Annotated in this window: 30 protein-coding genes and 3 pseudogenes; 5 read left to right on the plus strand and 28 right to left on the minus strand. The window is 55.9% G+C overall.

The window, feature by feature from the left end; genetic code table 11:
- Positions 1-276 precede the first annotated feature (276 nt).
- The gene (locus BUB44_RS12805) at positions 277-573 is read right to left on the minus strand and encodes a VanZ family protein (protein WP_073166990.1); all 297 of its coding nucleotides are present in this window, start codon (positions 571-573) and stop codon (positions 277-279) included.
- Between the two features lie 184 nt (positions 574-757).
- On the opposite strand from BUB44_RS12805, the pseudogene BUB44_RS16150 reads away from it, so the two are divergent.
- Positions 758-904, plus strand: a pseudogene (locus tag BUB44_RS16150) (IS481 family transposase); the annotation flags it as partial.
- Here the strand turns inward: BUB44_RS16150 and BUB44_RS15480 are convergent.
- The 5 genes from BUB44_RS15480 to BUB44_RS12830 all read right to left on the minus strand — a co-directional run bounded on the left by BUB44_RS15480 (position 882) and on the right by BUB44_RS12830 (position 2249).
- A complete protein-coding gene (locus BUB44_RS15480) occupies positions 882-1268 on the minus strand; it encodes a hypothetical protein (RefSeq protein WP_165611050.1) in 387 nt (128 codons plus the stop codon). The pseudogene BUB44_RS16150 and the gene BUB44_RS15480 overlap by 23 nt on opposite strands.
- 10 nt (positions 1269-1278) lie before the next feature.
- Positions 1279-1410 (minus strand): SEC-C metal-binding domain-containing protein, encoded by a 132-nt coding sequence (locus tag BUB44_RS15485; protein ID WP_073166993.1) that lies wholly within the window; start codon positions 1408-1410, stop codon positions 1279-1281.
- 84 nt (positions 1411-1494) lie between these two features.
- A complete protein-coding gene (locus BUB44_RS15865) occupies positions 1495-1770 on the minus strand; it encodes a hypothetical protein (RefSeq protein WP_073166996.1) in 276 nt (91 codons plus the stop codon).
- Positions 1748-1981, minus strand: coding sequence for a hypothetical protein (locus BUB44_RS15870; protein ID WP_242655983.1), 234 nt, complete (start codon positions 1979-1981; stop codon positions 1748-1750). Before BUB44_RS15870 ends, BUB44_RS15865 begins: the two co-directional genes overlap by 23 nt.
- A gap of 58 nt (positions 1982-2039) precedes the next feature.
- Entirely contained in the window at positions 2040-2249 is a 210-nt protein-coding gene (locus BUB44_RS12830; RefSeq protein WP_207545670.1) for a hypothetical protein, read from the minus strand.
- 80 nt (positions 2250-2329) lie between these two features.
- Here BUB44_RS12830 and BUB44_RS12835 point away from each other — a divergent pair, with 80 nt between their 5' ends.
- Both BUB44_RS12835 and BUB44_RS12840 read left to right on the plus strand, forming a co-directional pair.
- Positions 2330-2620, plus strand: a complete 291-nt coding sequence (locus BUB44_RS12835; RefSeq protein ID WP_013823146.1) for a type II toxin-antitoxin system Phd/YefM family antitoxin — start codon at positions 2330-2332, stop codon at positions 2618-2620.
- Positions 2621-2684: 64 nt separating this feature from the next.
- Complete coding sequence (locus BUB44_RS12840; protein ID WP_052303848.1) at positions 2685-2885, plus strand: type II toxin-antitoxin system RelE family toxin; 201 nt, start codon at positions 2685-2687, stop codon at positions 2883-2885.
- A gap of 350 nt (positions 2886-3235) precedes the next feature.
- On the opposite strand, the gene BUB44_RS12845 is transcribed toward BUB44_RS12840, so the two are convergent.
- The 17 genes and pseudogenes from BUB44_RS12845 to BUB44_RS12925 all read right to left on the minus strand — a co-directional run bounded on the left by BUB44_RS12845 (position 3236) and on the right by BUB44_RS12925 (position 13613).
- Positions 3236-3472 carry a hypothetical protein gene (locus BUB44_RS12845; RefSeq protein ID WP_073167001.1) on the minus strand — a complete coding sequence of 79 codons (237 nt, stop codon included), beginning with the start codon at positions 3470-3472 and terminating at the stop codon, positions 3236-3238.
- Complete coding sequence (locus BUB44_RS12850) at positions 3473-3793, minus strand: hypothetical protein (RefSeq protein WP_131821629.1); 321 nt, start codon at positions 3791-3793, stop codon at positions 3473-3475.
- A 107-nt stretch (positions 3794-3900) separates the two neighbouring features.
- Positions 3901-4365, minus strand: a complete 465-nt coding sequence (locus BUB44_RS12855) for a type II toxin-antitoxin system VapC family toxin (protein WP_073167005.1) — start codon at positions 4363-4365, stop codon at positions 3901-3903.
- A 634-nt stretch (positions 4366-4999) separates the two neighbouring features.
- On the minus strand, positions 5000-5545 hold the full coding sequence (locus BUB44_RS12860; protein WP_073167008.1) for a hypothetical protein: 546 nt from the start codon (positions 5543-5545) through the stop codon (positions 5000-5002).
- The gene (locus tag BUB44_RS12865) at positions 5545-5919 is read right to left on the minus strand and encodes a hypothetical protein (RefSeq protein WP_073167010.1); all 375 of its coding nucleotides are present in this window, start codon (positions 5917-5919) and stop codon (positions 5545-5547) included. The genes BUB44_RS12860 and BUB44_RS12865 overlap by 1 nt, the downstream gene beginning before the upstream one ends.
- Before the next feature lie 41 nt (positions 5920-5960).
- On the minus strand, positions 5961-6935 hold the full coding sequence (locus tag BUB44_RS12870; RefSeq protein WP_073167013.1) for an HD domain-containing protein: 975 nt from the start codon (positions 6933-6935) through the stop codon (positions 5961-5963).
- Positions 6936-7074: 139 nt separating this feature from the next.
- A complete protein-coding gene (locus tag BUB44_RS12875) occupies positions 7075-7215 on the minus strand; it encodes a VanZ family protein (protein WP_083543247.1) in 141 nt (46 codons plus the stop codon).
- Entirely contained in the window at positions 7200-7406 is a 207-nt protein-coding gene (locus BUB44_RS12880) for a hypothetical protein (protein WP_073167016.1), read from the minus strand. Before BUB44_RS12880 ends, BUB44_RS12875 begins: the two co-directional genes overlap by 16 nt.
- A gap of 58 nt (positions 7407-7464) precedes the next feature.
- Positions 7465-8349 (minus strand): RpnC/YadD family protein, encoded by an 885-nt coding sequence (locus BUB44_RS12885; protein WP_073167019.1) that lies wholly within the window; start codon positions 8347-8349, stop codon positions 7465-7467.
- A 173-nt stretch (positions 8350-8522) separates the two neighbouring features.
- Positions 8523-10112: a murein biosynthesis integral membrane protein MurJ gene (gene murJ, locus BUB44_RS12890; protein WP_073167022.1), complete on the minus strand. Its 1590-nt coding sequence runs from the start codon at positions 10110-10112 to the stop codon at positions 8523-8525.
- A 135-nt stretch (positions 10113-10247) separates the two neighbouring features.
- Positions 10248-10829, minus strand: a complete 582-nt coding sequence (locus tag BUB44_RS12895) for a hypothetical protein (RefSeq protein WP_073167024.1) — start codon at positions 10827-10829, stop codon at positions 10248-10250.
- A 5-nt stretch (positions 10830-10834) separates the two neighbouring features.
- Positions 10835-11452, minus strand: a complete 618-nt coding sequence (locus tag BUB44_RS16010; protein ID WP_131821630.1) for a hypothetical protein — start codon at positions 11450-11452, stop codon at positions 10835-10837.
- A complete protein-coding gene (locus BUB44_RS16015; protein WP_073167029.1) occupies positions 11415-12224 on the minus strand; it encodes an HD domain-containing protein in 810 nt (269 codons plus the stop codon). The genes BUB44_RS16010 and BUB44_RS16015 overlap by 38 nt, the downstream gene beginning before the upstream one ends.
- 148 nt (positions 12225-12372) lie before the next feature.
- Positions 12373-12837: a hypothetical protein gene (locus tag BUB44_RS16155; protein WP_207545671.1), complete on the minus strand. Its 465-nt coding sequence runs from the start codon at positions 12835-12837 to the stop codon at positions 12373-12375.
- Positions 12776-13297 carry a hypothetical protein gene (locus BUB44_RS15885; RefSeq protein ID WP_114362193.1) on the minus strand — a complete coding sequence of 174 codons (522 nt, stop codon included), beginning with the start codon at positions 13295-13297 and terminating at the stop codon, positions 12776-12778. Before BUB44_RS15885 ends, BUB44_RS16155 begins: the two co-directional genes overlap by 62 nt.
- Before the next feature lie 26 nt (positions 13298-13323).
- Positions 13324-13389 (minus strand): annotated as a pseudogene (locus BUB44_RS16160) (hypothetical protein); the annotation flags it as partial.
- Positions 13368-13613 (minus strand): sugar phosphate nucleotidyltransferase, encoded by a 246-nt coding sequence (locus tag BUB44_RS12925; RefSeq protein ID WP_131821631.1) that lies wholly within the window; start codon positions 13611-13613, stop codon positions 13368-13370. The gene BUB44_RS12925 and the pseudogene BUB44_RS16160, both read right to left, overlap by 22 nt.
- 427 nt (positions 13614-14040) lie before the next feature.
- On the opposite strand from BUB44_RS12925, the gene BUB44_RS12930 reads away from it, so the two are divergent.
- The gene (locus tag BUB44_RS12930; RefSeq protein ID WP_073167042.1) at positions 14041-15936 is read left to right on the plus strand and encodes a PrkA family serine protein kinase; all 1896 of its coding nucleotides are present in this window, start codon (positions 14041-14043) and stop codon (positions 15934-15936) included.
- Between the two features lie 11 nt (positions 15937-15947).
- The gene (gene yhbH / locus BUB44_RS12935) at positions 15948-17099 is read left to right on the plus strand and encodes a sporulation protein YhbH (RefSeq protein WP_073167045.1); all 1152 of its coding nucleotides are present in this window, start codon (positions 15948-15950) and stop codon (positions 17097-17099) included.
- A 36-nt stretch (positions 17100-17135) separates the two neighbouring features.
- Here the strand turns inward: yhbH and BUB44_RS12940 are convergent, their stop codons facing one another.
- The 5 genes and pseudogenes from BUB44_RS12940 to BUB44_RS12960 form a co-directional block, all read right to left on the minus strand.
- Entirely contained in the window at positions 17136-18890 is a 1755-nt protein-coding gene (locus tag BUB44_RS12940) for a sigma-54 interaction domain-containing protein (RefSeq protein WP_073167050.1), read from the minus strand.
- 214 nt (positions 18891-19104) lie between these two features.
- Positions 19105-19923: a CoA-transferase subunit beta gene (locus tag BUB44_RS12945; protein WP_027357556.1), complete on the minus strand. Its 819-nt coding sequence runs from the start codon at positions 19921-19923 to the stop codon at positions 19105-19107.
- Positions 19924-19925: 2 nt separating this feature from the next.
- On the minus strand, positions 19926-20903 hold the full coding sequence (locus BUB44_RS12950; RefSeq protein WP_073167047.1) for a CoA transferase subunit A: 978 nt from the start codon (positions 20901-20903) through the stop codon (positions 19926-19928).
- A gap of 32 nt (positions 20904-20935) precedes the next feature.
- Positions 20936-22084, minus strand: a complete 1149-nt coding sequence (locus tag BUB44_RS12955) for an acyl-CoA dehydrogenase (RefSeq protein ID WP_278247948.1) — start codon at positions 22082-22084, stop codon at positions 20936-20938.
- A gap of 107 nt (positions 22085-22191) precedes the next feature.
- Positions 22192-22449, minus strand: a pseudogene (locus BUB44_RS12960) (acetyl-CoA C-acyltransferase); the annotation flags it as partial.

Below are 22449 nucleotides of genomic sequence, written 5' to 3' on the forward strand. Positions count from 1 at the left end.
AAAAATGTTTCCAGCAATTCTTTAAACAGGCGGTCATGGTCGATCTGATTTTCAGTCATCGAGCCGTCTCCTTATATTCTTTATGGTTAAAGTTTACATCAGGTCCAGAAGGGTTTCAAGAAGCTTGCCGTTGCCTGATTAAATGCGGCGGCCGGTGAATTGGCCAGGGCCAGCCCGCCTTCCCTTTGCTGCCGCTTGGCCATCACGGAGCATGATGCCCATTAGTTACACGCCCTGCCAGGTGATATATCCCGCGAAAGGAATTTTTACCCTGTTTTACCCGGGGGAAGATCTCAGCCGCTTTTTTACCCACATAGCCAGCCGGGATAAGAAGGCCAAAACCACAAACCCGGCCAGTTCCACCAGCACGTCAACCGCCCGCCCGGTGCGGCCGGATACAAAAGTCTGGTGCCACTCGTCCAGGGCGGCCACCAGAACCAGGATTACCCCGGCTAAAAACCAGCGTCTTTTACTCACCCTTTCCAGAGCAGCGGCCAACGACAGACCCAGTGCTCCGTAAATTACCACATGGGCAGCAGGCGCAAAGGCCTTTCTTACTAACGACCGCTCCATTGGCAAAGGGTTCCCGGGGTTACAAATAATCTACCTTTCAGATTTTTTACCGTCACACAACTAATGAACACCGGGCGTTGCTTGAAAAGCAGACTGGTGCTGCCTCACCTGTAATGGACTTTAGCCACCAGACGCACGTTTAAAGACCCCCGCTGACGTAATGGCAACGGGGGTCTTGAGAATCTGTGCCGGCCTGGGGTGCACTTTACTGCACACCGAACCTTTTGCTCCGCAGGCCAAGGGTAAAGTGGAACGTTTTTTCCGCACCGTCAGGATGCGTTTTTTAAGCTGCCTGGAACCGGACAAGATTAAATCCTTAGAGGAGTTGAACCTTGGGAGGAGGCCACCAGCACCGCCGGGTCCCCTGGACGCCGGCCTCCTTCCACCACCGGGAAATCGCGGCCGGTAACGCGAAGATGCTCCCACACTTCCAGCCAGATCCGGCAACCCTCGTCCTCTTTTCCCTCGCTGCAAAGACGGTACCCTTCCTGCATCATGTCATTCAGCTTCTCGGAATTAATTATGTGCGGGGCCAGCCTTTCCCACAGGACAACTGCGGCCATCCATGGAAAGTCCCGGTCGAAGCCCCTTGCAGTAACATGGCTGGTTTTCCACCATTTTTCGGACAAATCATAGGCGGAGTAAAAGTTTTCAACTTCCCGGAGGAAATTCTCTTCAGTAATATGAATTTCCATCGTACCGAGTCTAGAGATTATCTCTTTCGTTGAAAGCCTCTTCCAAACTCCAAGGCTTTCTTCTCTCTACGAGAAGGCAACATTTCTTGTACTTCTTTCCGCTCCCGCAGGGGCAGGGGTCATTTCTGCCGATTTTACCCAAATAACACTCCCTCTCACCAGGTATACGTAAAAGAAAACGCCGGCAACTCTACACCTGCCGGGTCCGACCGTTTTCTGTGTTCGTCTAATTATTCTTCCGCACCGCCTCGTTAAGAGCCTGCATGAATTCATCAATTGTTTTCGCTTTCACCGCCCTGCGGTGCAGTAATTTTAATGTATCAATATCTCGTATAGCCCGTAGGCTGTTCACCAGGCCCTCAGGGCAGCGGCCTATATTTTCCTCCAGGGCATCCAGTATGGTATCCTGTATTCCTTGCTGTATTCCCTGCTGTATTCCCTGCTGTATCCCCTGATCAATCCACTTTTCCCGAATACCGTCAAACAGCGGGGAGGTCTCCATTTTGCTCACCTCGATCACTTTTAAAATTACTTCCCTGGTAAACCGGAGCGACGAAAATACTAAGCAGTATATCCGATTCCCGCTCCACGGCCACTGCTTCTTTTTCCATGCGTTCAACCTTTTCCACGGCCATACCGCGCACCAGTTGTACCAGGTGGGCCGGATAACGTTCCGCCAGTGCTTTGATAACCAGATCAAACTCCCGGGCCATACCAAACCTCAACTTTCTGCCGGTTCTGGCTTTAGTTTACACTATCTCCGAATCTTTTTCAATATGAGCTTTGGCTCAGTTCCTCCCATATGATGTTCCGGGCTTCTTCCAGGGTGTTGGCGGCAAACAGCTGCTCCAGTACACGGTCCAGCACATCCATGTCGGTCAGTTGCGGCACTTTTTCCTGCACACTGGCAGAATCAACTCCGAACCTGCGGGCCAGGTACTTGCATATGACCTCCTGCCTGGCTTCAATCTTCCCTTCCACACGGCCTTCCGCACGGCCTTTTTTTGCTTGATATTGCGCACTATTTCATGTAGAATAATCCTCAAATGGAGGTGTTTTCTGTGCTTTCATTCGACCTCGACAGCCTGGTCAGCGCCACCGCCCTCTCCAGGTCGCTGGGGAAATATCTGGCCAAGTGTAAGGAGAAGCCGCTGCTGATCCTCAGGAACAACGAGGTAGAAGGGGTGCTGCTAAGCGCAGAGGCCTACAGGGAACTGCTGGAGTCCTACGAACTGGTCCAGGACATCAGGCTGGCCCGGGAGACCTTCGAACAGCCCACCGATAACCCCGAGGATAAGGACGTGTTCGAGATAATGCGGGAAGTTGAGGAACAGGGTCGTGTACAGCGTTAAACCCAAGAATGCCAATCGCTTCCGCCACGATTACGCGAGGCTAACACCAGCAGAGCGAGAGAAAGTGCGGCGCGCCCTGGAAGGGCTGGCTGAAGATCCGCGACCGCCAGGCTGTATCTGCCTCGAAAAGAACTACTACAGGCTGCGTGTCGGGAACATCCGCATCCTCTACCAGATTCTCGACGCCGAAAGAACGGTTCTCATCGGGGCCATAAGCAGGCGGGATGAAAGAACATACAAGGACTGGAAGAAGTGCTTCAAATAGGGGTCTCCAGGTCACCGCAGCGATAACGCCGGCCCAGTGCGGCAAAGTGGAGCACTGCTCCGCAAAGGGCTGACCGGAAAAATAGGCGATGGCCAGCAGCCAGGCCCCAACCAGCAGCCACCGCCACAAATGTCTTTGCTCCCTGCAAGCCACCCGCAAAACCTACCCCGTCTCCTTTATTTCGAGTCAGCACCGGTAGACAAACGTACGGAGCCCTGCTGCCCATCACAACTACGCCGACCTTCCTATCTGGACCGGTACAGCGACCGCGCGCGCAGGAAACCCGCCCCGCGCAGGACGGCCCGCCGGAAGAAGACTGGCCCTTTTAAAGACCCCGGAGCTGTAAGGCGCTACAGGAATCTATCCAACCCCTGCCGCCGGAGTTTGCTTAAAACGGCTTTCAAGTTCTGGACTCGCTTCTTATCAGCCACCAGCAGCACATCGGGCGTTTCCACTATCAGGGTATCTTTCAACCCAAAAGTCACTACCAGTTTATTATCGCCGTCACTTCGGATAATGGTTTCCCTGGTATCCGCCAGCACCGCCCGCCCCTGCACCAGATTACCATCTGCATCCTTCCCGGTCACTCACTCCAGGGCCGTCCAGGTACCCAGGTCATCCCAGCCAAAATCCCCGGGAACGGCCCAAACATTATCAGCCTTTTCTATGACACCGTAATCAATAGATATCCTGGGCAAGCGGCGCGACCTTTTTCCACCCGCGAAATGGGGCCGACATGTATATACCCGTATCCCGTCTCCGGGCGCGTGGGGCCGGATGCCTATAATGTAGATATTTGACCAGGGTACAAGCAACCTTGCGCGGTGCACCGCCTGCTGCAAAAGGGTCCCCTCGCTGGCCACTTTCATGGGCTGCTCCGGGGTTGCAAAACCGCACCTTTTCCACATAAATGAAAACACCGGCAGCTCTACACCTGCCGGGTCTGCTTTCTTTGTTAACTAATTATTCTTCAGCATCGTCTCGTTAAGAGCCTGCAAGCTGTATTAGATTTTGTTTATGAAGTTACGTCAGCCTCATACTGATACGGAACCACTATTTTCAAATCCGGATGCGGGACATATTTAAAATCGTCCGGGTTTCTGGTATATAGCGGCAATTTATAGGCTATGGCGGTAGCCGCGATGTAACAATCTTCTACGTGGTGTTCACGGTACTCGGCAGAGTGACGTGATAGGAGGCCCGCAATGTAAGCAACTTCCTTGTTGGTATCGAGAATGTCACACATTAAAGGGAGATTCTCCAGTATTCGTTTTTCTTCTTGCGCTGATATATTCTTATATTGAAGCAGTTCTTTTAAAGTGTGACATGATATGGTCAATTCCACACCCTGTTCAATCGACTGGTCAATGAATTGGACCGCTTGTTGGCAACAATATGCTTGCCGCTGATTTTTAGGGCGGGAACTTCTTTGCGAACGAAAATAATCAACCAAAATATTGGTATCCAGCAAAATTCGCATGTGTTACCGCCCCGAAAAGAAGGAATCATCCTTATCAGCCCAAATACCCTTTAGTGCTTCGGCAGCTGCTTTCCTCCGGGCAATCTGCCTCCGCTTCCAGGGATTTATAATGATATATACAGATTTTTTGGAGATGATTTCCGATTGTTTTTGTTTTTTGGGACTGAACATAGTGAACACCCCTGAAGATTATCCTTCGGCTAAATTGTGAATTCCTCTCATAACCCGCTAAATCTCTTTGAGTTGCTTTACTCCAGTTGATTTTTTAATTTTCACTAATAGAATCACTAATAGGATTATCTCATGAATTTATACCGCTGTAAAGTCAATTCCCATGTACCACCGTAAATAGTATAGCCTTGCCGCCGCCGGCTATCACGGAGCACGATGCCCATTAGTTACACGCCCTGCCAGGTGATATATCCCGCAAAAGGAATTTTTACCCCTGTTTTACCCGGGGGAAGATCCCAGCCGCTTTTTTACCCACATAGCCAGCCGGGATAAGAAAGCCAAAACCACAAACCCCGCCAGGTCCACCAGCACGTCCAATGCCCGGCCGGTGCGGCCGGGCACAAAAGTCCCAGGGCCATGACTATTACGCCCCGGGGCAGAAAAATGAGTCTGGAGACCGAGTTTAATGCTGAAATGCTTCCCCCGGGCATACTTCGCCTTCCTCAAGCCAACCCCATTTTACCAGATCATCATGAGCTCGCTCGATCTGTTCAGTTGTAAACTTCCCTGCCTTCGCATTATAAACTTCCCCAATTATTCTTTCTTTAGATACATTGTCATAGGCTTCTTTTAAGGCAGTGGCAATAAAATGGACAGTTGCATATAGTTCAAGCAATGTGGGTGAAAAATTGCGGAACGTATTCAGAACACGCCGGATCTTGTCCATGTTGGCCCTGATTTGTTCCTGGTGTTTGCAAAGAATTTTATCGCAAGTAAGCCCTTTATAAAAGCTGTATCCGTCGTCGCCTACTTTTACAATTTCACGCCCAATAACCTCTCCCAGCTCTTCGGCTACCTCGTTGCTGTAGGGTCCGTAAATATATAAGCGGAAATTGGTACGCACAGGAACACCAGCCTCAGCACAGAAGTAGACTAACTTTTGTAGGGCTTTTTTCCCCCTCACCGGCATTTCATCGACCAAACAGGCAATAAGTGCTTCGAGTTCCATCAGATCCACCCCTTCTCAATTTTTTTAACCTTAGATTGAATTTGAGTAAATTGTTCATTACACCAGCTGGCAGCCTCACTTTTCTTTTCCCGCGTTACGTAAAAGCGAACAATATTTATATTTCTTTGGGATAAGAGTTCCAGAGGCAGTGACAGTTCAAATATTGAATGGCACTTTTCGAGGTTATGCTTATCCTGCACTATTATACTGGCAAAGGTTTCCTTTTCCTTGCCATCCTCGCCACCCTCTTCTTCCTTTTTTAAACCGAAAAAGGGGTTTGTAGGTAATTTTCTCGCCCTGTCGTCAACAAATGCAAGGGTTGGATCATTGCCATACCGTGCAGTAAAACGCTCTTTTAACTCCTCAACTATCAAATAACTAGCGAGCCCGCTATGATGGGGCAGAGTAAAAAAGCTTAAGAAAGGTGATCCCGTTCATAAATCCGCCTGGCCCATTCGTTAGACTGCCGCATTTCCTTAATCGCATCCAAAACAGTACAATCATCAAGGTTAATGTAATCTTCCAGGTGATCCAGGTCAGGCAGGCATCCTCCATTTTGCGGAAATCTCTGATGGAGAAAATCCTTTAAAAATGCGGTTAAATAGTAATCGTAAATTCGTCTGGTTTTATGAAAATAGACTTGGATAAACATCCAGTAACGGGCAAAGATAAGCTCTTCTACGGCTTGAATTCCATCGGAATCTACCCCCAACAGCCAAAAACCCGTTCCGGAACCTCCTTCACCTTCAAATTCATTAGAAGAAAGAGTTTCCCTAACCGGTACAACGGTTACCGTATCTAAAATCCTTTCCAGATCATATTTTCCATAACGGACACCGCAATAATAAGAATCCCGCAAGAGATAATCCAGCTTATCGGCATCCATTTCCCCATCAATTATCTTACCAAGAAAAACCAGGTCCGACCCTAAGTATCCCTTATCTAACAGGGTTACAATCTCCTCAACCTTGATCTCTGGGAAATATTTATTAATAATGGGAGCAAAGTACTTGCGGATAATGGCAATCGAATAATGCTCATGCTTTAAACCCGTTCGGAAAACTCCTTCGCCACCATGGGAAAAAGGAGCGTGTCCAACATCATGCAGAAGGGCGGCAAGCCGGACCAACTGCCGTAACCTTTTAAACTCGTCTTCCGGGAAGCGTTTCCGTAGAAACGGCCGTTTATACAAAGAATCCATTACCCTGGACGCCAGGTGCATGACTCCCAGGCTGTGTTCAAAGCGGGTATGTGTTGCGCCAGGGTATACTAATGATGTCAGGGCCAACTGGCGAATGCGCCGCAATCGCTGAAAGGCTTCCTCTTTTATAATCGCAGCTTCCCCTGAATTAAGTTCAATCATCCCATGAATGGGGTCCCTTATCCGCAACAGCAGTACCCCCCATGAAACTATTACAAAGTCGCCCTGGTATTACATTGGCGAATATATGTTTTATTTCCTGCCTTGAAGGAAATTTTTTATATATCTGACCGGAAACTATAGCCGGTAGATTTGGCGCGGAGACCAATTAGCCAGACAAAAAAGCCAAAACCACAAACCCCGCCAGGTCCACCAGCACGTCCAATGCCCGGCCGGTGCGGCCGGGAACAAAGGTCTGGTGCCACTCGTCCAGGGCGGCCACCAGAACCACGATTACCCCGGCCAGCATCCAGCGCCGCCGGCCGCCAGAACCAGTACCGCCCAGGGCGGCGGCCAGCGACAGACCCAGTGCCCGTAAATCACCACATGCGCCCCTTTACGCAGCCAGAACTGGATGAAATCTGCCGGGGCACGGCGGTTGTCCACCAGCTGGCCGCTGTAGGAAAAGCTTACCGGCGGCAGTTCCCGCACCTTTTCCACATAAATGAAAACACCGGCAGCTCTACACCTGCCGGGTCTGACCGCTTTCTGTGTTCGTCTAATTATTCTTCCGCACCGCCTCGTTAAGAGCCTGCATGAATTCATCAATTGTTTTCGCTTTCACCGCCCTGCGGTGCAGTAATTTTAATGTATCAATATCTCGTATAGCCCGTAGGCTGTTCACCAGGCCCTCAGGGCAGCGGCCTATATTTTCCTCCAGGGCATCCAGTATGGTATCCTGTATTCCTTGCTGTATTCCTTGCTGTATCCCCTGCCGTATCCCCTGATCAATCCACTTTTCCCGAATGCCGTCGAACAGCGGGGAGGTCTCCATTTTGCTCACCTCGATCACTTTTAAAATCACTTCCCTGGTAAACCGGAGTGACGAAAATACTGCCAGCCCAAGATACAAGTCCGCCTGCCATTCAACGGGAGCTTCTGCAATCCGTTCTACGCACCGGGCCAGTATTTCTTCGGCAGGAAATTCATGCCGCATTAACGGTACCAGCGGTATAATCCCCACCGGAGCATGATGCAGCAAGTGCTCCCCGGGCAAATCTGCCAGGTTGATAGTCCGGAAATTAAACGTCACCACAGTGAGGTCCAGGCAGTCAAAAGAGTACCTCTCCTCCTGAAGCCGGCCCGTAAGGTTAAGCACCACCGGGTAGACCGGTTTTTTGAACTCCCGGTGCTGCATCGCCGTATATTCCAGCAACCGCCGGGGCATTTCTCGCTCGGCTTTAGTCTGTACTTCAAGGAGCATCAGATATTCATAGCCATTTTCCATAACTTTAAGCAGTATATCCGATTCCCGCTCCACGGCCACTGCTTCTTTTTCCATGCGTTCAACCTTTTCCACGGCCATACCGCGCACCAGTTGTACCAGGTGGGCCGGATAACGTTCCGCCAGTGCTTTGATAACCAGATCAAACTCCCGGGCCATACCAAACCTCAACTTTCTGCCGGTTCTGGCTTTAGTTTACACTATCCCCGAATCTTTTTCAATATGAGTTTTGGCTCAGCTCCTCCCATATGATGGCCCGGGCTTCTTCCGGAGTGTTGGCGGCAAACAGCTGCTCCAGTACACGGTCCAAAACCACAAACCCAAAAGCTTGCCTATCTGGATCGGTACAAAGGTCTTGCGCGGATAAAGCTCATCCCGCGCTGAAAGGCCCGCCGGAGGAGATCTTTCAGGTACAGGTACTCATCCAGCTTCAGCACCTGGCAGGCCCCGGCAAACACCAGCACCCCGGCCAGGGCATCCGCTGCCAGCCGCAGGGCCAGGGCCGCCGTGCCCCCCGCCAGCACCCCGGCCAGAAACCCGTCCGCCAGCGCCGCCGCCCCGCCGGCCAGAAAGGAGGCCAGCGCCGCGCCGGCGGCAAAGGCGAGAAGGCCCCGCACATCCAGGCCGGGCACCCGCCGGGCCAGGAGGTAAAACAGCACCGCCACGTTAAAAGTAGCCGCCAGGGAATTGGCCAGGGCCAGCCCGCCGTGGGCCAGCGGCCGGACCAGCACAAGGCTCAGGGCAAGGTTCAAGGTTACCGTGGCCACCCCCACCTTCACCGGCGTGGCCGTGTCCTGCAGGGCGTAAAAGCCCCGCGTGAGCACCGGCCCCAAACACTGCCCCGCCAGACCAAGGGAAAAGCACAAAAGGGCGAAAACGGTCATGGCCAGGTCGTCTTCGTCAAAGGCCCCTCGCATAAAGAGCAGCCTCACCACCGGCTCCCGCAGTACGGCCAGGCCCACACCCGCGGGCAGGGCGACAAGCAAAACTGTTTTCACCGCCCGCAGCAGGGTGTGGCTGAAACCGGCCTGATCCCCGGAAGCGGCCTTATGCGACAGCGCGGGGAAAATGGCCGTGCTCAGGGCCATGACCAGCACCCCCTGAGGCAGCAAAATGAGCTTGGAAGCATAATTGAGCGCCGAAATGCTGCCCTCGGGCAGGCCCGAAGCCAGAACGCGGTCGATGATAAGGTAGATCTGGCCAATCCCCGTGCCCACCATCACCGGGAACATCAGGCCGAAGGCCCGCTTCAGGCCGGGGTGGCGGAACTCCAGGGAGGGGCGGAAAATAAACCCCGCCCGCCGCAGGTAGGGCAGCTGCAGGACCAGGGCGGCCAGATACCCCAGCGTGGTCCCCGCGGCCACGGCAGTAATGCCGAACCTCAACCCGGCCAGGATGGAAGCGACAATAAAGATATTGGTGACCACGGAGCCCAGGGCCGGCGGCCCGAAGATGTTGCTGGCGTTCAAAAGGCCGTAGAAGAGGTTGGCCAGGGAGAGAAAGAGCACCCCCGGCAGCATGACCGCCAGCAGGGAGGCCGCCAGCCGGGCCGTGCCCTCCGGCAGGCCCGGGGCCACCAGCCAGACGATCTGCCGCGCCAGGGGCATGCCGGCCAGCACCACCGCCAGCAGGATCGCGCTTAGCAGAGTGGAGAAGACGGCAAAAAGCCGCCAGGCCTCGCCCCTTTTGCCCGCCGAAGCGTAAGAGGCAAAGAGCGGCACCGCCGTCACGGTGAGCGCCCCGCCCAGCACGGCAAAGATCACATTTGGCACGGTGTACGCCACCAGGTAGGCATCAGTGGCTGCGCTGGCCCCGAAAACGCAGGCCAGAGCCATTTCGCGCATAAACCCCAGTACTTTAGAAAGCAAAGTAAAAACGGCGATCACCGCCGTGGCTCTGGCAATGGTATTAGAACGGCTCATTTTCCTGCACCAGCTTACCAATTAATTCATTCAGCCAGGCTTTCCCGGCCCATAAACCCGCCATTTTTTGATTATAACTCCTCCGGCTTTTCAATCACCGGGAGGACGTGGTTCCGGTCGTCCAGAACGGCCACATTAATTTATAACAGTTGCTACTCCGGCCGATTCTCCGTTAACAAGGCCCAGCTTCATAAGCAATTCCGCTGCCCGCTCAACATCTCTTTCTGATACTCGCCAGCCAATACGCCTTGCCTCCCTTACAATATCAGGCACCGAGAGGGGTGTGTTTAACGTAGACAAAACGTAAAACGCTTTTGCCGCCAGGGAGAGGGCAACATAGTCATTTTTATCTGCTTTGTAGATCTTGCTAAGGGTTTCCGCCAACTGTTCCCATTCGCTCCGGTACTGCTTTTTCAGGGCCGCCACCACCACTTTGCCGTCCGGGGTGAGGATATAGTCAAACCGCCTCACCTCAAACCCCGTACTTATGTTAGGGCCAAAGTCAACAGCACTCTCCTGAACAAAGCCGAGAACCTTGGCTCTGCCGATGGCATCATCAAGATCTGGAGAATACGGTCCATAGTAATGGGGCTTAAAACGAAGGCCCAGCTTTAAAAACTCATTAAGAAAATAAGCCCTCTTTTGAATTAATGTTTTCCCGGCCATTTTCCCCCCGGCGGCTTCCAGCATTAAAAGAAAATTCTCAAGAGCTGTCATCGGGACTACACCTCCTCATACTTTTTTTCAAGTATATCGCAGATAATTGCGGAAATCACTTCCGCATACTCCCGCAGCTTAATCCTTTTATCTTTTTCATCCCTGAATTCCACAGGAGCATACACCTCTATAAATTCATCCTTTTCCGCTTCGTTTATCGAACGAAATAGGGTAGATTCTTCCTCAAAGGTCACTTTCATGCCCGGCTTGACAACCATGATGGGCCCTACGGAGTTCTGCGATTGCTCTCTGACAGATCGTATAGTGTATTTATTGGCAATCACAAGCTTCGGGTCGAGGCCTATCTGCTCGCCAACCGTGCTCTCAATGGCTTCTGCCACCTCTGAAAATTTTTCAGAGAGTCGGAGCTTCACCATGGGATCGGTAAAATCCCTGATGTTTTGAGAAAAAATTCGCTTATGGAGCCTTCGTGCCAGCAAATTTTTAAACAGCATTTTGCAGTAGCCGTCTGGAGTTTCCCTGGAGCAAACGGTCACAGCCAGGCGCTGGTCGTCCCACTCCAGCCACTCTGCAAGAAAATCTTCTGTGCCGTCAAATTTATACAATCGTACAAGATAATCCAATTTATCTTCCACAATGCCCAGGTTCAATAGCCCGGACAAGCATGGCATCGGTTATCAAGCGAACCCTGTGTCTGTAGACCTGGGTATTCATGTAATATTTAGCAAGAACAAACTGTTCCAAAGCATGAACTCCGTCCTCACTAATAGCCAAGACACGTTCGTTGCCGTCGTCTATAACCTCCAGGGTCTCCAGCAAGCGGTCGAGATCATAAACCCCGTACCTTACCCCGCAGTAGTAGCTGTCGCGTAAAAGATAGTCCTGCTTGTCGGCATCCAGTGGCCCAGAAACTATATCTTTAAGAAGTCTATCCCCGCGCGTCCCGCTGAGGAGACTTATAATTGCCTCTCGATCTCTATCGCTAAGCTTTTTCCCTAACTCCGCGTTGCACATGATAATCCCCCACGTAACCAGCTCGTGCGGTTGGGTTTCCTCTGGTACTTGTATTTTCTCCCGATCACAAAACTTATCCAGGAGATCTTCGGAAACATGGGAAAAGGGACCATGGCCCAGGTCATGCAAAAGGCCGGCCAGCCTTACCAAGCGGATTTCTTCTTGATCGCTCAAAAAGCGCTGTGCTATTTCACCGGCTAAGTGCATCACCCCCAGAGAATGCTCAAAACGGGTATGAACTGCTCCGGGATATACCAGGGAAGTTCGGCCGTCTGCTTCGCGCTTGAACCTGCCCTCTCGTATGAACTGCTCCGGGATATACCAGGGAAGCCAGAGCAAGCTGCTTGATCCGGCGTAATCTCTGAAACACAGTAGTGTCCATGATTTCCTGCGCCAATGATGAGCGGTAAATAAAGCCATGGATAGGATCCCTCAACTCCCGCCGCTGGGACATGCAAGCCCCCCCTCTCCATCCTTTCTACCGCCGGTTTAGGCCACGGCCCATGCACGGACGCCGTCCTTGACGAAGTTCCTATGCAAGCTGGCCTCCGAGGCGCTTGAGCGCTTCCTACGCCGCAAACCGGCGGTGTGTCGTTGTGCAGGAAAACCGTCTCAGAAAATACCACCCCCTTGGCTGACGCCAGCTTATTCCTCTACCGGGAAAACCCACTGGAAATCCCCCACTCTCGCGCGGGCCAGATGTTCCTGCAACGTTCCCGCAATCTCTTTCAATTACCAGGCTCCTTGACTCGCACCTGGCCACCAGCCTGGCCACCAGCACCGGCTGGGTGTTGGAAGCCCGGACCAGGCCCCAGCCGGAAGGAAACTGTACGCGCGCGCCGTCTACACCAATTACCTCACACCTTCTCGACGAAAAGATTCGATAACATACTTTACCACTTCCCCCTTGCGCTCTTCCTCGCAGGGAAATACGGGTTACAAGAATGGAATAAAGCCCGGGCTGCACTTTATCAAGGCCCCGGAGTTGTAAGGCGCTGCAGGAATCTATCCAACCCCTGCCGCCGGAGTTCATTTAAAACGGCTTTCAAGTCCTGGGCTCGCTTCTTATCAGCCACCAGCAGCACGTCGGGCGTGTCCACTACCAGGGTATCTTTCAGTCCAAAAGTCACCACCAGCTTATTATCGCTGTCACTGCGGATAATGGTCTCCCTGGTATCTACCAGCACAGCCTGTCCTTGTACCAGATTACCACATGAATCCTTCCCGGTCACTCGTTCCAGGGCCGTCCAGGCGCCCAGGTCGTCCCACCCGAAATCCCCGGGCACGGCCCAGACGTTGTCCGCCTTTTCCATGACGCCGCAGTCAATGGATATCTTCGGCAGGCGGGGGAAATACTCGGCCAGAACGGCGTCAAAGTCCGCCGTCCCCACGGCCTCCGCCACGGGACGCAGGCCGCGGGCCAGCTCGGGCAGGTAGCGCTCCACGGCCTCCAGGACGGCCCGCATCTTCCAGAAAACATCCCGCTGTTCCACAGGTATTCCCCGGAGGCGAGAAACGCCATGGCCGTCTCCAGATCCGGCTTTTCGGTAAACTTCCGCACTCTTAAAGCGCGACCTTTTTCCATCCGGGAAATTCAGGCACCTGCTCGCACACAAGATCATGGTACTGGCGGCCGGTTACAATGTAGATATTTGAACAGGGTACGAGTAACCTCGCGCGGCGAACTGCCTGCTGCAAAAGGGTCCCCTCGCCGGCCACCGGCAGGAACTGCTTTGGTTTATCTTTCCTGCTGTAGGGCCAGAAGCGTTCACCCGACCCGCCAGCCATGATGACAACGCTGCAACGCACCGTAGAAACCGTCCTCCTACCACTGCTATTACTTATGGTTGTTAGATTTTATTTTCCTGATGCTGACCCCCTGGGTATGCAGTGCTTTGATGCGTTGCCATTTGTACATGCTTACCACCTCTTTTGCCTCCCCCTCTCGAGGGAGATTTTATCATGAGGTGGGTCAGTTTTATTTGACGATCGGGGGTCAATTCTATTTTACGATCTACAATTCAGGACCCCGCTGACAGGGAGAAAAACGCTGCGGCGCCCATCCCCCGGCGGTTCTTCTTCCCGCCCGGGGTGCAGATATTGTCGGCTGGCGGATTCTTCTACCAGCACGGGGCGCATATAATGTAATACTAAACACCGCGAGTTGTACAAAAAATTAGATGTTCTGCCTGAATCCGGCTGGTGGAATTTCATTCCACGGCAAAGGAGTGAGATTATGGACTTCCTGAAGAGGCTGGAAGAGCACCGTTCCCTGGAAAAGGAACTGGCCTGGGAAGGCACCTTCCAGGAGTACCTGCAGATAGTCAAGGAGCGCCCCTGGGTCTGCCAGCTCGCCCACGCCAGGATCTACAACATGATCAGGGATGCCGGGGTGGAGGAGATAGATGGCGTTAAGCGCTATAAATTCTTCGCCAGCGAACTTTTCGGCCTGGATAAAACCCTGGAGAAGCTGGTGGAGGAATACTTCCACCCGGCCGCCCGGCGGCTGGACGTGCGCAAGCGCATCCTGCTGCTCATGGGGCCGGTGAGCGGCGGCAAGTCCACCCTGGTGGCCATGCTGAAAAGGGGCCTGGAGAAGTACAGCCGCACCGACCGGGGGGCCCTCTACGGCATCAAGGGGTGCCCCATGCACGAGGAGCCCCTGCACCTCATCCCCCGGGAGCTGCGGCCGGAGTTCGAGAAGGAGTACGGCGTCTACGTGGAGGGGGAACTGTGCCCCTACTGCCGCATGATGCTGGAGACGGAATACGACGGCAAAATTGAAAACGTGCGGGTGGAGAGGATTTTCCTGTCCGAGGAAAACCGGGTGGGCATCGGCACCTTCACCCCCTCCGACCCCAAGTCCCAGGACATCGCCGACCTCACCGGCAGCGTGGACTTCTCCACCATCGCCGAGTACGGCTCGGAGTCGGACCCCCGGGCCTACCGGTTTGACGGCGAGCTGAACATTGCCAACCGGGGGATCATGGAATTCCAGGAAATGTTGAAGTGCGACGAAAAATTCCTCTGGAACCTGCTGAGCCTTTCCCAGGAGGGGAACTTCAAGGCCGGCCGCTTCGCCCTGATCTACGCCGACGAGATGATTGTGGCCCATACCAACGAAAACGAGTACAAGGCCTTCATCAGCAACAAGAAGAACGAAGCCCTGCACTCCCGCATCATCGTCATGAAGATCCCCTACAACCTGCGGGTGAGCGACGAGATTAAAATTTACGAAAAGCTCATCCGCCAGAGCGACCTGAAGGACATCCACATCGCCCCCCACGCCCTGCGGGTGGCGGCCATCTTCTCCGTACTCTCCCGGCTGAAGGAAAGCAAGAAGCAGGGCATGGATATCGTGAAAAAGATGAAGCTCTACGACGGCGAGGACGTGGAGGGGTTCAAGCAGAAGGACGTGGCCGAACTGCAGAACGAGGCGCCCGAGGAAGGCATGAGCGGTGTGGACCCCCGCTACGTGATCAACCGCCTTTCCTCCGCCCTCATCCGCACTTCCACCAAATGCATCAACGCCCTGGATGTGCTGCGGGCGCTGAAAGACGGGCTGGACCAGCACCCGTCCATCACCAGGGAGGAAAGGGAGCGGCTGTTGAACTTCATCTCCATTGCCCGCAAGGAGTACGACGAGATAGCCAAGAAGGAAGTGCAGAAGGCCTTTGTCTATTCCTACGAGGAGTCGGCCCGCATCCTGTTCGACAACTACCTGGACAACGTGGAGGCTTACTGCAACGGGACCAGGCTCAAAGACCCCATCACCGACGAAGAGCTGGACCCCGATGAAAAATTGATGCGCTCCATCGAGGAGCAGATCGGCGTCTCCGAGAACGCCAAGAAAAGTTTCCGGGAGGAAATCCTCATCCGCCTGTCCAGCTACGCCCGCCGGGGCAAGAAATTCGACTACACCTGCCACGAACGGCTGCGGGAGGCGGTGGAGAAGAAGCTCTTCGCCGACCTGAAGGACGTGGTCAAGATCACCACTTCCACCAGGACACCCGACGCCGAGCAGCTCAAGCGCATCAACGAGGTGAGCAACAAGCTCATTTCCGAATACGGCTACTGCGCCGTGTGCGCCAACGAACTGCTGAAATACGTGGGCAGCCTGTTAAACCGCTAGGGGGGAGGCTGATGTCCGGGAAATACATCATTTCCAGGGAAGACTGGTCGCTGCACCGCAAGGGGGAAATCGACCGGCAGCGCCACCAGGAGAAAGTCCGGGAGGCCATCAAGAAGAACCTGGCCGATGTGGTCAGCGAGGAAAGCATCATCATGTCCGACGGGAAGAAAGTGATCCGGGTCCCCATCCGCTCCATCGAGGAGTACCACTTCCGCTACGACATGGGGAAAATGAAGCATGCCGGCCAGGGCAGCGGCAGGAGCAAAGCGGGAGATGTGCTGGGCAGCGATTCCCCCGGGGCGGGCAAGGGCAAGGGCGGGGCCGGTGAGGAGCCCGGGGTGGATTATTACGAAGCCGATATCACCATTGACGAGCTGGCCGAGCTGATCTTCGAAGACCTGGGCCTGCCCCACCTGGAGCAGAAGAAGAAACCCGAGCTGGCCTCGGACGCGGTGGAATTCAAGGACGTGCGCAAGATGGGCATTTCCAGCAACATCGACCGCAAGCGGACCATCTACGAGGCCATCAAGCGCAACGCCCTGCAGGGCAAAAAAGGCCTGGCCTCCATCACCAGGGAAGACCTGCGCTTTAAAACCTGGGACGACACCTTTAAGTACGAGTCCAGCGCCGTGGTCCTGGCCATGATGGACACCTCCGGGAGCATGGGGCCCTTTGAGAAGTACATCGCCCGCAGCTTCTTTTTCTGGATGGTGCGGTTCCTGCGCACCAAATACCAGAACGTGCAGATCGTCTTCCTGGCCCACCACGTGGAGGCCAGGGAAACCACCGAGGAGGAGTTCTTCACCAAAGGAGCCAGCGGGGGCACCCGCTGCTCCTCCGTCTACAAGCTGGCCCTGGAGATCATTGAAAACCGCTTCCCGCCCCGGGACTACAACATTTACGCCTTCCACTTTTCCGACGGCGACAACCTGGCCTCGGACAACGAAAAATGCATCAAGCTGGTCAACGAGCTTTTGAAGGTGTGCAACCTGGTGGGTTACGGGGAAATCGAGGGGCCCTACTACTATACCAGCACCCTGCGCTCGGCTTATAAGAAAATCACCAGCCCCAGGTTTGTCTGCGTGACCATTAAAGATAAAAAGGATGTCTACCCGGCCCTGAAAAAATTTTTCAGCGTGGGGCCGGACCGGGTAAGACAATAAGCGGGCCGGCGGCCCGCTTGTTTTTTACAGGACTTATTATACTTCTATGCGGTAGCGCTTCAGCTTCTTGTACAGCCCGGCCCGGGATATGCCCAGCAGCTGGGCGGCCTGGCGCTTGTTGCCCCTGGTGGCAGCCAGGGCCTCTAAAATGGCCTCCTTCTCCGCCTCTTCCACCAGCCTGGGCAGGCCGCTCTGGGCGGCCCGCTGCCCCCCGGCCAGGGAGTTCTTCTGCAGGTAGAGGGGCAGGTGCTTTTTCTGGATCACGGTGCCGTCCAGGACGTTGTAGGCCCGCTCCAGGACATTTTCCAGCTCCCGCACGTTGCCCGGCCAGTGGTGGCTCATCAATATATCCATTACCTCCGGGGAAACCCCGGTCACCCGCTGGCCGAACTGGCGGTTGAAGTGCTTGATGAAGTGCTCCACCAGCAGCTCCAGGTCGTCCATGCGCTCCCGCAGCGGGGGGATGGTCAGGGTGACCACGTTGATGCGGTAGTAGAGGTCTTCCCGGAAGCGGCCCTTCCTGATCAGGTCCTCCAGGTCCTGGTTGGTGGCCGCGATCACCCGCACGTCGACGTGGCGGGGCCTGGTGTCCCCCAGGCGCTCGATTTCCTTTTCCTGCAGCACTCGCAGGAGCTTGGCCTGCATGGTCAGGGGCATGTCGCCGATCTCGTCCAGGAAGATGGTCCCGCCGTGGGCCAGCTCGAACTTGCCCGGCTGCCCGCCCTTGCGGGCGCCGGTGAAGGCCCCCTCCACGTAGCCGAACAGCTCCGACTCCAGGAGGTTTTCGGGCACGGCCGCGCAGTTGACCTTGATAAAGGGGCCCTTGCTGCGCAGGCCCTCCGTGTGCAGGGCGTGGGCGAAAAGCTCCTTGCCGGTGCCGCTCTCACCCAGGATGAGAACGGTGGAGGTGGTCATGGCCACCCGGCGGGCGGTTTCCTTGACGGCCACAAACTGCCTGTTGCGGCCGATAATCTGGTCGAAGCTGAACTTGCTGCGGTGAAACCGCTCCAGCTCGCCCTTGTAGTAGTCCAGCTCGCTCTTCAGGTAGCGGATCTTCTTGATCAGGGCGTACAGCTCTTCCACATCCCGGAAGGTAACCACGCCCAGGGCGCCCACAATTTCCCCGTCCCGGACCAGGGGCACCCGGTTGGCGATAACCTCATGGCCGTTGAGGTTGCCCAGGTAGCCGTATTCCGCTTCCCCCGTCTCCATGGCCCGGGGGAAGATGGGCGTGCTCTTCCCGTAAACTTCGTAGACATTCCTGCCGATGATTTCCTCGGGGGTCTTGTTGAAGAAGCGGGCAAAGTTCCGGTTGGCCATGGTAATCCGGTAGCTCCGGTCGATGGCCACAATGCCGTCGCTGGAGAGGTCCAGGATTTGCTCCAGCAGGTTCATCAGCTCCCGGATGCGGGCGTTGTCGCTGGAAAGCTCGTCGATGATATTCTGGATTTCGTTGATGTTCTGAAATTCCGAGATGGCCCCCACTATCTCCCCGTTGTGCCGGAGGGGGGTGCGGTTGACCAGGTAGACCCCGTCCTTCAACTGCAGGCGGCGCCCCAGCTGCGGCCGGCCATCTTTGAGCACTTCCAGGAGCGGCGTGCCGGGGAAAAACTCCTCTATGTGGCGCCCGTACAGTTCCTCCCTGGGCACCTCCAGGTAGCGGGCAAACTGGGAGCTGCAGTAAATGATCCTGCCCGCCCTGTCCACAACCACCACGCTGCTGGCCAGGGAATCCAGGACGGCACCCAGATCCGGGACCGCTGTTTCCGCCGGAACAATCCTCTCATCCAAAACCCTTCTCACCTCACTGCCGGGTTTTCTACCTGAGTTTACATATGCATACTTTTTTCTACACACCCTGTTCAAAATCCTCCGCCCGGAAAAGAAAAATAAAGCCGGCACCTGCCGGCAAAAAAAAAGGCCCGGGCTGCTTTTTCCCGGGCCGCCGGGTAAACCCACTGTTAACCAGCTCTGCTTGCGGGCCGGTTCTCCCTCACCCGGTCCATCAGTTACCCAGGAAGAGTCCTTCCGGGTCAATGACGTTGCGCAGCAGGTAGAGCTCGTGATAGGTAGGCGGGGGAGTTTCACCCCGGCAGCGGCTGACATCCAGGTCGAAACCCACGTTGTTTTTCACGTCTTCTATAGTTACGCCCGGGTGGACGGTGTCCAGGTACATCTCCCCCGTCTCCTCGTCAAAGCGGAAGACGGCCATGCTGGTGATCACCGCCACCGGCCCGCCCCGGAATACCGAGCCGAAAGCTTCCTGGCGGGTGACCCACTCCCCGCCGGGCCACTTCTTGACCCGCCAGCCCGGCGAGGTGACGTAATCCACCTGTTCTTTAAAGCGGCGCTTCTCCTGGACCATGATGAAGACGGTGCGCCGGGCCAGGGAGTTGATATCCGGGTTGCCGCCCGAGCCGGTAAGGCGTACCGCCGGATGGAAGTAGTCGCCGCCGATGGAAGTGGTGTTCACGTTGCCGTACCTGTCGATCTCCGCCCCGCCCAGGAAGGCCAGGTCCACCACACCCCGCTGCAGCTGGCTGAAAACGTCCAGCAGGCCGGAGGAAACCGAAGCCCTGTACTCGCAGCGGGCGTCCCCCACGGAAGAGGGCAGGTGGACCGGCCGGCCGTCCATGGAGCCGGCTTCGTAGATGATGGAAGCCCGCGGGGCGGTGGTCTTCTGGGCCAGGGTTACCGCCAGCATGGGCAGCCCGGTGCCGGCAAAGACCACCTCGCCGTCTCTAATTTCCCGGGCCCCGGCCACGGCCAGGAGTTCGATCAGTTTATATTCCCCGGGCTTTGCCGGGCTGTGGTTATTGCGCATGTTTACGCACCCCTCTTCACCCGCGTGCTGTACTTGTAGGAGGAGTTGGCCCGCAGCATATCCAGGCGCCGGAAGCCGATCTTGTACAGGTATTCGTCAAAGCTGTTTACCTTGAGGATCCACTCCTCCGCCCAGGCGTCAAAGCCTTCCTGGGTCCTGGTCTTGTTGTAGAAGTCCCGGATGAACATGCCGTCCACTTCGTAATACCCGAAGCAGCCGGTGGGATGGGCGCCCCAGGGCTGTTCCACAATGGCGTCCACCAGGTAGTGCGGTATCAGGTTGGCCGTGGGATCCTGGCGGATGACTTCTTCCGGCACGATTTCCTCGGCCACCACAATCACCCTGTCGGCGGCCTTCATGGCCTCCGCGTCGGAATAGCGCTGCCCGTAGACCCGCACGGTGCCCTCCTCGCCCACCTGCTGCACGTGGGCAATGCATACGTTGGGCCGGGCCGCGGGCACGTGAATGATGTCGCCCTGCTCGCCATAGAAGGAGTCGGTGAGGAATTCAAACTTGCGCCTGGGGATGCGGGGATTGGAGCCGTCCCGCAGGCCGTGCTTGCCCAGGGCATCGTACTCGGGGTTGAGAATGTCCGTGCCCAGGGAAGCGCGGGTGGGCAGGTAGGGAACGCCCATGGCCCCGGCGGCAAAGCGCATGATCATGTGCACGTGGCTGTAATCTTCCACGATCAGTTCCCCGGATTTCAGCTTGCGGGCGGCGTTGGCCCCCACCTTCCCGTAAAGCTCGTGGCCGATCCAGCAGGTCTCCAGGACCTTGACGCAGCCCGCCCCGATGAGGATTTCCCCGTGGGTCCCCGAGTTCACCTCGATCAGGTGCAGGTTCTTCTTGCGCTGGCGCACCATTTCGTAGACGATGGCCATGGGGCGCCGCCAGATGGTGAAGCCGGAAAAGGTGATCATGTCACCATCGTTAATCAACTGGACCGCTTCCTGAATGGTCATGCGTTTACCTTTGGCCATAATCCATATACCTCCTTATATATTCCTGGCCCTCAACCCCGGAGCAGGTTCTTGGCAATGACCAGCCGCTGGATCTGGTTGGTGCCTTCGTAGATCTGGGTGATCTTGGCGTCGCGCATGTACCGCTCCACGGGGTAATCCTTGCAGTAGCCGTAGCCGCCCAGGATCTGCACTGCGTTGGTGGTGACGAACATGGCCGTATCCGTGGCGTACATCTTGGCCATGGAAGCTTCCCTGGAAAGGGGCAGCCCCTTATCCTTGAGCCGGGCGGCCCGGTAAACCAGCAGCCGGGCGGCATCGATGCGGGTGGCCATGTCGGCCAGCATGAACTGGATGGCCTGGAACTCCGCTATGGGCCGGCCGAACTGCACCCGCTGCCTGGCGTACTCCAGGGCCACGTCAAAGGCCGCCTGGGCAATGCCCAGCCCCTGGGCGCCGATGCCGATGCGCCCGCCGTCCAGAAGGGCCATGGCCACCTTGAAGCCTTCCCCTTCCCGGCCCAGCACGTTCTCCCGCGGCACACGGGCGTTCTCGAAGATCAGCTCCGCGGTCCGGGAACCGTTGAGCCCCATCTTTTCTTCCACCTTGCCGACGTAGAAGCCCGGGGTGTCCTTTTCCACCAGCAGGCAGGTGATCCCCTTGTGCCCCCTGCCCGGGCTGGTGCGCACAAAGGTGACGTAGAGGTCGGCTTCCCCGCCGCTGGTGATGAAGATCTTGCTGCCGTTGACGATGTAGTAATCCCCTTCCAGCCGGGCGCTGGTGGACAGGTTGGAGGGGTCCGACCCGGCGTTGGATTCGGTGAGGGCGAAGGCCCCCAGCCACTCGCCGGTGGCCAGTTTGGTCAGGTACTTCTGCTTCTGCTCTTCCGTGCCGTGGTAGAGCAGCGAGAAGCACCCCAGGGAGGTGTGCACCGCCAGGATTACGCCGGTGGAGGCGCAGGCCCGGGAGATTTCTTCAATGGCCATGATGTAGGTGAGGAAGTCGCACCCGGCCCCGCCGTATTCTTCCGGAATGGGGATACCCATCAGGCCCAGCTCGGCCAGCTTCTTCAGGTTCTCCCGGGGGAAGCGGTGCTCCCTGTCGATTTCCGCCGCCCGGGGGGCGAATTCATTCTGGGCCAGCCTGCGCACGGTGTCGCGGACCATCAGTTGTTCTTCGGTGAGGTCGAAGTCCAGGGTCATTTCCCTTCAGCTCCTTGTTGTCTGGTATTTTAACTAATTCAGTGGCACGGTTAATGCCCCGAAAAACAGCCCGGGATGCACCGTGCCCCGGTTGATGTGAGGTGCTCTCAGCCGTCCACCCGCACCAGCACGGCATCGCCCTGGGCGGCACCGCTGCAGATGGCTGCGATGCCCAGCCCGCCGCCGCGCCGGCGCAGCTCGTAGATGAGCGTCATCAGGATGCGGGCGCCGCTGGCCCCGATGGGGTGGCCGAAGGCTACCGCGCCGCCGTTCACGTTTACCCTGTCTTTGGGCAGGCTGGCAATCTTCGCGCTGACCAGGACCACGGCGGCAAAGGCCTCGTTCACTTCGAAAAGGTCGATGTC

Origin of the sequence: Desulfofundulus australicus DSM 11792 (assembly GCF_900129285.1) — a bacterium.
Taxonomy (GTDB): domain Bacteria; phylum Bacillota; class Desulfotomaculia; order Desulfotomaculales; family Desulfovirgulaceae; genus Desulfofundulus; species Desulfofundulus australicus.

Bases quoted from the DNA above. Each gene is read 5' to 3' on its own strand.
- BUB44_RS12805 (WP_073166990.1), bottom strand. From the start codon at position 573: ATGGAGCGGTCGTTAGTAAGAAAGGCCTTTGCGCCTGCTGCCCATGTG.
- BUB44_RS15480 (WP_165611050.1), bottom strand. From the start codon at position 1,268: ATGGAAATTCATATTACTGAAGAGAATTTCCTCCGGGAAGTTGAAAAC.
- BUB44_RS15865 (WP_073166996.1), bottom strand. From the start codon at position 1,770: ATGGAGACCTCCCCGCTGTTTGACGGTATTCGGGAAAAGTGGATTGAT.
- BUB44_RS15870 (WP_242655983.1), bottom strand. From the start codon at position 1,981: ATGGCCCGGGAGTTTGATCTGGTTATCAAAGCACTGGCGGAACGTTAT.
- BUB44_RS12850 (WP_131821629.1), bottom strand. From the start codon at position 3,793: ATGTGGAAAAGGTGCGGTTTTGCAACCCCGGAGCAGCCCATGAAAGTG.
- BUB44_RS12855 (WP_073167005.1), bottom strand. From the start codon at position 4,365: ATGCGAATTTTGCTGGATACCAATATTTTGGTTGATTATTTTCGTTCG.
- BUB44_RS12860 (WP_073167008.1), bottom strand. From the start codon at position 5,545: ATGGAACTCGAAGCACTTATTGCCTGTTTGGTCGATGAAATGCCGGTG.
- BUB44_RS12875 (WP_083543247.1), bottom strand. From the start codon at position 7,215: ATGCTGGCCGGGGTAATCGTGGTTCTGGTGGCCGCCCTGGACGAGTGG.
- BUB44_RS12885 (WP_073167019.1), bottom strand. From the start codon at position 8,349: ATGGCCCGGGAGTTTGATCTGGTTATCAAAGCACTGGCGGAACGTTAT.
- murJ (WP_073167022.1), bottom strand. From the start codon at position 10,112: ATGAGCCGTTCTAATACCATTGCCAGAGCCACGGCGGTGATCGCCGTT.
- BUB44_RS12895 (WP_073167024.1), bottom strand. From the start codon at position 10,829: ATGACAGCTCTTGAGAATTTTCTTTTAATGCTGGAAGCCGCCGGGGGG.
- BUB44_RS16015 (WP_073167029.1), bottom strand. From the start codon at position 12,224: ATGGCTTTATTTACCGCTCATCATTGGCGCAGGAAATCATGGACACTA.
- BUB44_RS16155 (WP_207545671.1), bottom strand. From the start codon at position 12,837: ATGAACTCCGGCGGCAGGGGTTGGATAGATTCCTGCAGCGCCTTACAA.
- BUB44_RS12930 (WP_073167042.1), top strand. From the start codon at position 14,041: ATGGACTTCCTGAAGAGGCTGGAAGAGCACCGTTCCCTGGAAAAGGAA.
- yhbH (WP_073167045.1), top strand. From the start codon at position 15,948: ATGTCCGGGAAATACATCATTTCCAGGGAAGACTGGTCGCTGCACCGC.
- BUB44_RS12945 (WP_027357556.1), bottom strand. From the start codon at position 19,923: ATGCGCAATAACCACAGCCCGGCAAAGCCCGGGGAATATAAACTGATC.
- BUB44_RS12950 (WP_073167047.1), bottom strand. From the start codon at position 20,903: ATGGCCAAAGGTAAACGCATGACCATTCAGGAAGCGGTCCAGTTGATT.
- BUB44_RS12955 (WP_278247948.1), bottom strand. From the start codon at position 22,084: ATGACCCTGGACTTCGACCTCACCGAAGAACAACTGATGGTCCGCGAC.